Source organism: Alteromonas sp. W12 (assembly GCF_001924945.1).
Taxonomy (GTDB): Bacteria; Pseudomonadota; Gammaproteobacteria; order Enterobacterales; family Alteromonadaceae; genus Alteromonas; species Alteromonas macleodii.
Genome location: NZ_LQXH01000012.1, coordinates 57,899 through 68,017, shown reverse-complemented (window position 1 = coordinate 68,017; position 10,119 = coordinate 57,899). Strand labels below are relative to the sequence as shown.

The 10,119-nt window shown below is 45.0% G+C and carries 6 protein-coding genes; 1 reads left to right on the top strand and 5 read right to left on the bottom strand.

Annotation, left to right across the window (positions count from 1 at the left end; genetic code table 11):
- Positions 1-164 precede the first annotated feature (164 nt).
- Entirely contained in the window at positions 165-2,888 is a 2,724-nt protein-coding gene (locus AWH61_RS17985) for an ATP-binding protein (protein ID WP_075177826.1), read from the top strand.
- 224 nt (positions 2,889-3,112) lie between these two features.
- Here AWH61_RS17985 and AWH61_RS17980 read toward each other — a convergent pair whose 3' ends face one another.
- The 5 genes from AWH61_RS17980 to ubiD all read right to left on the bottom strand — a co-directional run bounded on the left by AWH61_RS17980 (position 3,113) and on the right by ubiD (position 9,867).
- On the bottom strand, positions 3,113-4,138 hold the full coding sequence (locus tag AWH61_RS17980) for a substrate-binding periplasmic protein (protein ID WP_075177825.1): 1,026 nt from the start codon (positions 4,136-4,138) through the stop codon (positions 3,113-3,115).
- Between the two features lie 255 nt (positions 4,139-4,393).
- Positions 4,394-5,788 carry a M28 family metallopeptidase gene (locus AWH61_RS17975; protein ID WP_075177824.1) on the bottom strand — a complete coding sequence of 465 codons (1,395 nt, stop codon included), beginning with the start codon at positions 5,786-5,788 and terminating at the stop codon, positions 4,394-4,396.
- 153 nt (positions 5,789-5,941) lie between these two features.
- The gene (locus AWH61_RS17970; RefSeq protein ID WP_075177823.1) at positions 5,942-7,288 is read right to left on the bottom strand and encodes a hypothetical protein; all 1,347 of its coding nucleotides are present in this window, start codon (positions 7,286-7,288) and stop codon (positions 5,942-5,944) included.
- 318 nt (positions 7,289-7,606) lie between these two features.
- Positions 7,607-8,302 (bottom strand): NAD(P)H-flavin reductase, encoded by a 696-nt coding sequence (gene fre, locus AWH61_RS17965; RefSeq protein ID WP_075177871.1) that lies wholly within the window; start codon positions 8,300-8,302, stop codon positions 7,607-7,609.
- Positions 8,303-8,400: 98 nt separating this feature from the next.
- Entirely contained in the window at positions 8,401-9,867 is a 1,467-nt protein-coding gene (gene ubiD / locus AWH61_RS17960) for a 4-hydroxy-3-polyprenylbenzoate decarboxylase (protein WP_014950926.1), read from the bottom strand.
- Positions 9,868-10,119: the final 252 nt, after the last annotated feature.

Below are 10,119 nucleotides of genomic sequence, written 5' to 3'. Positions count from 1 at the left end.
TAAACTACTCGCAAACAAACTCAAGGAAGGGAGGGGAAACGCCTCTCTTCCTTAGATCTACTTTTCCGATATAACATGCTTTCTCAGCCATAAGTTGTTATCGTGTGGGATACTCTACGGAACACACGACGAAAGCTCGCTTTCTTGATACTTGGCGCAAAGTAATGCAAACAATTGACAATACCCCTACAACGCTTCAAAACTGTGAAGATGAAGCTATCCACTTGATTGAAAGCGTACAAAGTTTTGGGTATGTCATAGCCATTAACCCTAGTACCAAAAAAATTCAGGTGGTGAGCGAGAACATCAATGACATGTTCAACGTAGACGTCGTTCCCGGTGAAACACTTATCACTGAACTGATTGACATTCCCTCTCCTGAAGCGCGCACATTCCAGACAATTCACGATGCTGTAAAAGGCGGAAATGTACGCCACGCCTACCAGTGGAAGTTTGCTGAAAATGCGCTCCATCTCAAAGATTGGGAGAAAGAGGGCAGTGGTGTTGCCTTCGATTCTAATGGCCTGTTGGTTATAGAGCTTGAGCCAACCCCTCAACTAAGCTTTGAGGCGGCGCAGCAATGGGTGCCAATGGATGTAGATATTCGCGCATTGTTACCCAATGTCGATGACCGCGACTCCATAGGGGATGTTGCCGATGCTATCGCTCAGGTATTTAAGCAATACATAGGTTTCGACTCGGTCATGGTTTATCAGTTTGATAAAACCTACTGTGGTGAAGTGATTGGCGAAGCCGCAAGTGCAGATTCTCGCTCATTCAAAGGGTTGAAGTTTCCCGCTTCGGATATCCCCAGTCAGGCCCGTGAACTGTATCTAAAAAATCGAGTGCGCTGTGTCTACGATGTAGAAGAGCAAGTTATAGGCCTTAAGCCTTCGGTTAAAGAGGCTGAACGTCCGCCATTGGATTTATCAATGTCAATGGTTCGCTCTGTTTCGCCTATGCACATTGCCTACCTTAAAAATATGGGGATCCGCTCTTCATTTTCAGTTTCGCTTGTTTTTGAGGGTAAGCTGTGGGGATTGTTAGCATGCCACAACAGTGAACCGGCTTACATCGACCAGAAGAAACGTTTAGTTTGCGAATCATTAGGTCACCTTTATGCCTGGCAGCTTCACACGAAAGCACTACATAAAAAGAAAGAGCAATTTCAAATTCGCCAACGCAAGCTGAACTATATTGTTCACCAGCTTACTTCATTCACGAACCCGCTTGAGGCCATCACGCAGAAAGAAGGAGACTTACTGGATGTTGCTGATTCGTGCGGTATGGCGGTGGTTACCCCTACGGGCAACTATCTGGTTGGTAAGACTCCCACAGAGAAAACCTTGGCAAAATTACTCGAAAAATTTGCCATTAGCGGCTCTGAGCAGTCCATTGCCATAAACCGATTAACAAATGAAATTTTAGATAGCGGCGACCTAAACGGCATTCGAGGCATGTATATTTCCTGCGTGTCTTCAAAACTGGGCTACTACACGGTTTGGTTTAGAGAGCAGAAAGACAAGACCATTCGTTGGGCGGGTCGCGATGCGGCCAGAAAAGATATTGGAAAGTCTCTTACCCCTCGTAATTCGTTTGATATGTATTTGCAAAGTGTCGCTGATGAATCGGTAGAGTGGACCGAAGATGACCAACTAATCATTGAAGGTTTTGATCATCTGTTTATACCTTACGCGCTAAGCTTAAAAGCGTCGCTCGATAAGCAAATTAGTAAATTAGAAGAGCTGGATAAAGCGAAAGATCAGTTTCTTGCCAGCATTTCTCACGAGCTACGTTCACCACTTAACTCCATTGTGGGGTGGACCGATTTAGCGCTTATGGATGTCGGCAATGTGGACAGAATGACTGATGCCCTTGGCGTGATAAAGCGCGCGGCATCAACTCAGGCAGCACTGATCAACGACATTCTCGATTTATCCCGCATTATTTCAGGTACGATGAAGCTCAGTACCCATTCGCTTAATATCGCTGGGTCAATATCTGAAGTTGCTAAATCTTTCGAGGCTGGGTTTGCGAGCAAGAATATTCAGCTATCGATAAATTGCGAAGACGATCACACGCAAATTCTGGGTGACAACCTACGTATTAAACAGGTTATCAATAACCTGTTGAGCAATGCGCTTAAGTTCACGTCGAAAGGCGGTACTGTGCATGTAAGAGGTCGAAGAGAGCATTCGAACTACCTTTTCCGCGTTAAAGACAATGGCAAAGGTATGACGCGCGAACAGCTGTCTCATGTTTTCGAACGTTTTTATCAGGGCAAAAACGAGCACAACAAACATGGGTTGGGCTTAGGCCTGTCTATTGTGAAAAGTTTAGTAGAGATGCACGGTGGTGAAATTTATGCTGAAAGCGACGGACCTAATACGGGAACAACGTTTTACGTAACGCTGCCTATTGCGCCGCTTAATTTGCACGACGACATTATTGAAACTAAGAACTCTGAAATTAGCGACCTGACAGAGTCTTTGCGTTTGAACGGCTTACGGATTTTAGTCGCAGAAGATGAGCAAGACGCCCGTGATTTTATAAAGCTGTTTCTAGAATCTAACGGCGCGCGAGTTAATGTTGTGAAGAACGGCCTGTTAGCATGGAAAGAAATTAACGATATGCCAGAAGCCTTCGATCTTCTGCTATCGGATATTGGTATGCCGGAAATGGACGGGCTAGGTTTAGTTTTAAAAATAAGAGCCAGTGAAATACCAGAAATTGCAAAGCTTAATGCCGTAGCACTGACCGCTTATGCCTATACATCTGATCGCGTTAAAGCACTTAAAGCTGGCTTTAACAACTATGTGTCAAAGCCGGTCGATGGCGAAGAATTGCTGACTATTCTGGAAATGTACTTGCCAGAAACGACACACTAACGCTGCCGACCCCCCGTCTTTTTTGCAACCTTTGATCAGCGGTATTACGAAGATAGAGCGCGAAGATAGAACGTTAACAAAGCTGACGCATATCTTTGAAAAGGTCGTTTAGTTTAAGCAATGACAGGTATGCTTTTTAGTGTAGAAGTCGCGTAGTCGACTTCGTGCTTCTCTACCTAATTTAATGCCTTTCAAAGTTAAAGTTCACCGAAGTCAAAACTCATCTACCAGCGGCGAAGTAGTAGCTGGTAGGTGGTTTTATCTAACAGCGACTCGCGAGGCGACGAACTTTCTTTATCAGGAAGGGCAGCACGCGCTTCCTCAAGCGATGCATATCTATCCCCGTCAATATAAAACGCGCTAGCTTCAGATGTAGGTTTACCGTCAAGGGAATAGGCGGTGTTTAACAAGTCTGACGTGGTAGTTATGTTGCTGTGCCCGATAAAGTCGGCAACGCCATCGCCATTCACATCTTTGGTGAGCCAAGCTAAATCAAGTGGCTGATTCAATTCCCCCGAATTCTGCATTGTCGACACAGCCTGGTTGAATTGCGCAATAATCCTTTCAGCGTTAGCAACATTTTTGCTGATAGCTATTTGAAATCCGGTTTTTGCTAATGGTTTTGCTGAAAAGTGCAGGGTTTCTTCATTATCGTTAGCCAGCAGTATGTTTAGCTCGCGCGCAAGCAGCTGGGTGGTAATTAAGTAAGGCGCTCTATCGTCGGCAAGTTGGCGAAATGCATCAAACGTAGTGGGGTTGCGTGACCACTTTATATCTTTCAGCAGTCTGAATGATGGCGTATTCGCAAAGCGATTTTCAATAGCGACCCGGTTGTCTTTTAAATGAGGAAAAAGCTTTATTGCCTCAACGTCCGCCTCTTTACTTACCGCGTAAAGGTAAATGGGTAAATAGATATCGGATAGAACATAGTTGCTGCTGTCCTCGCCCAAATTAACGTAGGCAAATTCACCGTCTAGCTTACCTGTCAGTACAGAACTGCCCAAAAAAGCTTGTCGCATAACCTGAAGTTGGATATCCAGCTCCGCCTTCTGAAACACCTTTTCGAGCAGTGTATTAACTCGAGCAGGCTCCCCATCGTCGCTTATGTAGGTCTCGAAGGAAGCTGCACCTAATTTGGTAGGGGCGGCATGTAATTGCGAAACATTAAAACAACAAAGGACTAGGCTTATGCCTAATAAAGAAAGACGTTGAGTGAAAATAGAGAGCGAGAACGCGCTGAATCTTACCAAAGGTGAACTCCGAACTGCCGTCATACATTTACTACACTGTAATGCAGTTAGTCGCTTAATTCCAATAAACACGTACTGGCTTAAATTAACAAAATGTAAGCGACATCAATATATTGAGTGTAGTGTCCACGTTTATACTAGCTTTTATTGAGTAAAGTCATTCGTGACGATAAGCCGGTTTCATTACCAGCTTAACGTCACGAACTTGATTGCATGCATATACGCACGCTTAACATAGGCGCTCAATAAAAACGTTTATTCTCCAAAGCTTCCCGCAGGACCTGGATAAACCACTACGCTTTCAACACCGTCCTTGTTAACGCTGGCTACGCCAAAGAAGTAGTTGTCGATAACAACGTTCTCAAGCATGGCCTCGGTGACGTTACCCACATATTTACTGTATTCCCATTGCGGAGCATCAGTATGACGCCAGTATACTTTGTACCCTTTAAGTTGAGGGTTCTCTTCAGCGTCTAGGGCATCCCACTTTAAAAATGTTGAAGGTTGAACTGCACCGGCAATTTCTACATTTGCAGGTGGATTCGGTGCCCACGCCATTGCAGCAAGTGAAACAGCATTAAGGCCAGTAAGTTTGGCAGCGTAATCAAAGTCGACGCCATCCAAGGTGTCACCATAGGCAATACCGTCTTCTACGCGAAGATCTTGATGCTGGCGGGTGTAGTTTTCGTTAGTTTCCATAATACGAATACCCGGGTAGCCCAAGTCGTTGAACGGGCGATGATGGCCGCCACGACCAAAACGGTCCAAACGATAAATCACCATCGTGTCTAAGTTCTCAATATACTGATCGGCAATTTTATCGATGTAACGGGCAAGGTTACGGCTTGGTGAGTCAACTTCACCCCCAGTGAAACGTCGCATGCGTGCTTCTTTATCCGTTTCGGTTACGCGTGTACCTTCAGCAAACAAGCGAGCGGTGGTGTTGTTAATCACACCGTTAACCCCTTCGATATTGCCTATCATGTCATTATTGAGCACGGCTTTAATTCGCCAGCCGTCTTCCTTGGCTTGGTTTGCCATAATACGCCCGCCGAAAAGTCCTTGCTCTTCGCCAGATAAAGCAGCATACACGATACTGCCGTTAAACTTGTATTTGGATAGTACTCGCGCAGCTTCTAGGGTACCGGCAACACCAGAGGCGTTGTCGTTTGCCCCTGGTGAGTCAGAGGTGAAGTCCATTACATCAGACACCCGTGAATCGATGTCGCCTGACATGATGACGTAACGGTCTGGATCGGTGGTACCGCGTTGTATCGCGATAACGCTAACCACTTCTACTGGGTCGGGAATACGTTTTTCTCCGCTGATGACTTCCGACTGGTAGTACACTTCTAAGCAGCCACCACACTCGGCTGAAATTTTATCAAATTCAGATTTAATCCAACGTCGCGCAGCACCAATACCACGAGTATCGGACTCGGTTTCAGAAAGGGTATGGCGTGTACCAAAGTTCACCAGCGTAGTAATGTCTTTTTCAATGTTTTTAGCAGAGACATTTTTGGCAATATCGTAAAGTGCTTGCTGCTGCTCGGTATCAGCAAAGGCTGTAGTAGATAGTGTTAGTGCAATTGCGGGAGCGATTTTTCTTAATATTAGGTTCGTAAGATAACAGGGCTGTGATTTATTCATTATTTTCTCCATGTTCTGCAAAGACCATACTGAATGCGTCGAAAATGGACAATGAATATCGATGTAATTAACTTTATTTAAGAGGAATACAATATATCGGCACGTAACACTCCGTGCCGATATACATTTACGATTTAAAAGATCTAAGCCTATTTAAAAGTCGAAGTAAACCATACCGTAGGCGGTAACATCATCATTTTTAAGCGACTCAAGATAATCATTCGTGCTTTGCACATCATAAGCTTCCAATCCTATATAACCCGACGCTGGCTCTTCATCAAAGTTAAAGTTTGCCGATAGGGGAAAGTCGACACCCTCTATGTCTAAGTTATCTAAAATAGCAAGAGAACCCTGACTTGGTGTGGTTAGTTGGAAGTAATAGAGACGATCACCAGAAGAATCATTCCCAGACAAGGTAACGGTTACAGAGTCCGCTCCCACTGAAGAAAGGTCATAACTTTCATCATTAAAGAATGTTAAAACTTGTTGGGAAAATAAGTCGTAAGACATCAATGATAAGTCTAATGACTCAGAGTGGTTTGATGGAAGTGTTACCTGAGCGCCCGTGTAAATAGATACTTGAACATCTGTGCCTTCGGAGCTGAAGCTGTCGAACTCGAAATTGTAAGCATCGATATACGTTTCAGGTGTGTCAAAGATAGGAACTGAAGATGAAAGTTCAGCAACATCCCAAACTTGCACATTATCAGCATAATGCATCCAGCCATCTTTTAGGCCGCGTAGTGAAACGCGCAGACTTGAGTCACTGTTGACGTTATTATTGAGCACCGAAAAAGGTACTTTTCTGACAAGCTCTGCATTACTTACTACATATGTTTCATCGAAACTGTAATCACTAAGAACAGCAGTGTAATAGGTTTCAGCAGGGTATTCCTGTGCACTGGTTAGCGTGAGAGCAATGTCTGGCCACTCTCCGCCAATGGGTCGACAAACATTAGCTTCAGCCAACCAGTCTGTGTCATTGATATCGAAAATATTAGACGATGTTGTGGTAGAGACAACGACGCTGGCCATAGGCGAGGCAACAGGAACTTGACTAATATCGAATGTTACGTTGTTACATTCGCACGAGTCTTCATTGGCGAAGCCTTCAGCGATAATGCGTGTGTTTTTGATTTTATCGGCGGTAATGTCTACGTAGGTATGAACGCGAGGATAGGCAGTTTCTCCCCAATAACCTACACTTAGCATAGTGTACGTTGCAACACCGGAATAATCGATAGCGATATTTCCTTCATCATCAGCTTCATAGACAGCAGCTACTGCACCGCTGTTGTCATGGCGAACAACCATGGCTTCAGTTTGAGGTATTATCTCACCGCATGAACTAAAGTAACTTGCACTAACCACATGCTCATAGTTTGAAGTAGGCGGTGTACTTCCATTGTCGTTAGTTGGAGGTTGTGAAGAGCTACCACCGCCACATCCGGCAATAGCGGCCGCTAAGCCTGTTATTAGCAGTTGTTTGTTGTACTTCATATATTTTTCTGAAAGACATAATAGTAGGCTGACGCATGTCCAAGCAGCGCGGAGTGCCGAAATCAAACTGGTTACCCTACCAATGCTTTCAATTCCTTTTGTTTTACTATTTGATTTGTTGGTTGAGTCTTGATGTTAGCAGTTTTTTAGAAATGAAAATAGACGGCGCTTATCAGATTTAATTTATGTAAGAAGATAGGGTTAGTGTGCGAAATGCCATGTTGACCATATATAGTTTTGTATGGTCAACATGACGGGCTAGAGGTAGATTTTATGCACACGACATGAGTATGTTTTGCTAGTACTTACCTTGCACGCTTAAATAAACGCAAACGCGTCGCCAAACAGGTTCTCAACTTTTAAGCCGCGTTGTGTAAAATCATCGCGTACAACTTTGGCCATTTCAAAACGACCTGCAACGTAAACCTGAATATTGGCAAAGTCAGCGTGGTCTGCCATTACCGCATGGTGTACCCAGCCCGTTCTGCCTTTCCATTCGTCGCATGCAAACTCGACAACCGGCACAAAAGTGAAGTGATCGTTAGTTTCAGCGAGCTCAGTTAGCTTGTCAGCTAAATACAAATCAGACGCGTGTTTTCCACCCCAATAAAGGGTAAGTGGTGTCTTATCACCGCTGTTAAGATGCTCTTGCAGAATAGAGTAGGTATATGAGAAGCCAGTACCACCAGCAATAAGCACCATAGGCAGGCCATTACTTTGCAAAAAGGCATTGCCATTACCTACGTTTACGGTAATTTCGCCATCCGCACGCATGCGCTCTAGCACTTCACCAGCGTAGCTGTTGCCAGGCTCTGCGCCAATGTGTAATTCAATGCGGCTATTATCAAATGCGGCATTGGCAATAGAAAATGGACGCATATCTTTTTCGCCCATTACCACCATGGCGTACTGACCCGCCTTAAACTCAACAGGGCTTGCTGGCGTTAACTCAACTTTTTGAACCACTTCGGTTAAAGGCGTGATGCTTGCAACCTTACACTTAATTTCTGACATGTATTCTCTTCTAACCTTCTTGCTTAGCGTGTCGCCTTTTCGTGCGCTTAAGAAAAGCGCATGCTTCAATACAAAATAAATAGCGCTAAAAATAGTCGCTACATAATACCAAGACTGTCCCAAATATCATCAACGCGTTTTTTAACGTCTTCGTCCATCACAATAGGTACGCCCCATTCTCGGTCGGTCTCGCCCGGCATTTTATTGGTGGCGTCCATTCCCATTTTAGAACCTAGCCCTGAAACGGGGGACGCAAAATCCAAGTAGTCGATAGGCGTATTTTCTATCATTACCGTGTCGCGGGCTGGGTCCATACGGGTGGTGATGGCCCAAATAACATCGTTCCAGTCACGCGCGTTGACGTCATCATCGCACACTATCACAAATTTGGTGTACATGAACTGGCGCAAGAACGACCATACACCCATCATCACCCGTTTCGCATGCCCAGGATACTGTTTCTTCATCGTCACCACTGCCATACGGTAAGAACATCCTTCAGGCGGTAAGTAGAAGTCGACAATTTCAGGGAACTGCTTTTGCAAAATAGGCACAAACACTTCGTTTAGCGCAACACCTAAAATAGCTGGCTCATCGGGTGGACGGCCAGTATAGGTTGAATGATAGATAGGATCTTTACGGTGGGTAATATGAGTAACGGTAAATACAGGGAAGTCATCGACTTCATTGTAATACCCGGTGTGATCCCCGTATGGACCTTCAGGTGCTGTTTCATCTTGTGCAATATAGCCCTCAAGCACAATCTCGGCACTGGCAGGTACTTGTAAGTCGTTACTAATAGACTTAACCACTTCGGTTTTATCGCCTCGAAGTAAGCCCGCAAAAGCATACTCGGAAAGAGTGTCTGGTACAGGGGTAACCGCACCTAGAATAGTAGCGGGGTCTGCGCCAAGTGCCACAGATACCGGGTAGGGTTCGCCCGGGTGTGTTTGACACCACTCTCGAAAATCAAGGGCGCCCCCACGGTGTGACAACCAGCGCATAATAAGTTTGTTTTTGCCGATAACCTGCTGACGGTAAATGCCCAGATTCTGACGCTTCTTATGCGGCCCTTTAGTAACACTCAAACCCCATGTTACCAAAGGCGCAGCGTCACCGGGCCAGCAGCGCTGTACCGGAATTTTTGATAAGTCTACGTCGTCACCGGTAAGCACCACTTCCTGACAAGGGGCTTTTTTAAGGACTTTGGCTGGCATATTAAGCACCTGCTTAAATACTGGCAGCTTCTCCCAAAGATCTTTCAGCCCTTTAGGCGGCTCAGGCTCTTTCAAATAAGCCAGTAGCTTGCCTACTTCACGCAGTGCTTCAACAGACTCTTGACCCATGCCCATAGCTACGCGCTCTGGTGTACCAAATAAATTTGCCAATACGGGCATGTCGTGATTTTTAGGGTTTTCAAATAACAGTGCAGGGCCGCCAGCACGCAACGTCCTGTCGGCAATTTCTGTCATTTCAAGGTCGGTATCAATGGGCTGGGTAATGCGTACCAATTCACCTTTAGCTTCTAGCTGGCGAATAAAGTCGCGTAAATCTTTGTACTTCATCAGTGCAGGTGCATCCACAAACTCAATTTATGGCAAGAATATACTATTTAGCGCCAAAGTCCGATCAGTAAGCGCTGTGTTTACACGATTAAACGTTTTACAGATAAATTACGCTTTACAGAGGTGCCATTTGGGTGTGATATAAGAAAGCGTTAAAAATATTAACAAATCTAGGGCTAATAGTGCTTTGGTGTGTGCGCTTCGGTATAGGTTGTTACCATAGTGCTTTGCTGAGGTGTTTTACAGTGGCCA

Coding starts and splice junctions, on each gene's coding strand:
- AWH61_RS17985 (WP_075177826.1), top strand. CDS start 165: ATGCAAACAATTGACAATACCCCTACAACGCTTCAAAACTGTGAAGAT.
- AWH61_RS17975 (WP_075177824.1), bottom strand. CDS start 5,788: ATGAATAAATCACAGCCCTGTTATCTTACGAACCTAATATTAAGAAAA.
- AWH61_RS17970 (WP_075177823.1), bottom strand. CDS start 7,288: ATGAAGTACAACAAACAACTGCTAATAACAGGCTTAGCGGCCGCTATT.
- fre (WP_075177871.1), bottom strand. CDS start 8,302: ATGTCAGAAATTAAGTGTAAGGTTGCAAGCATCACGCCTTTAACCGAA.
- ubiD (WP_014950926.1), bottom strand. CDS start 9,867: ATGAAGTACAAAGATTTACGCGACTTTATTCGCCAGCTAGAAGCTAAA.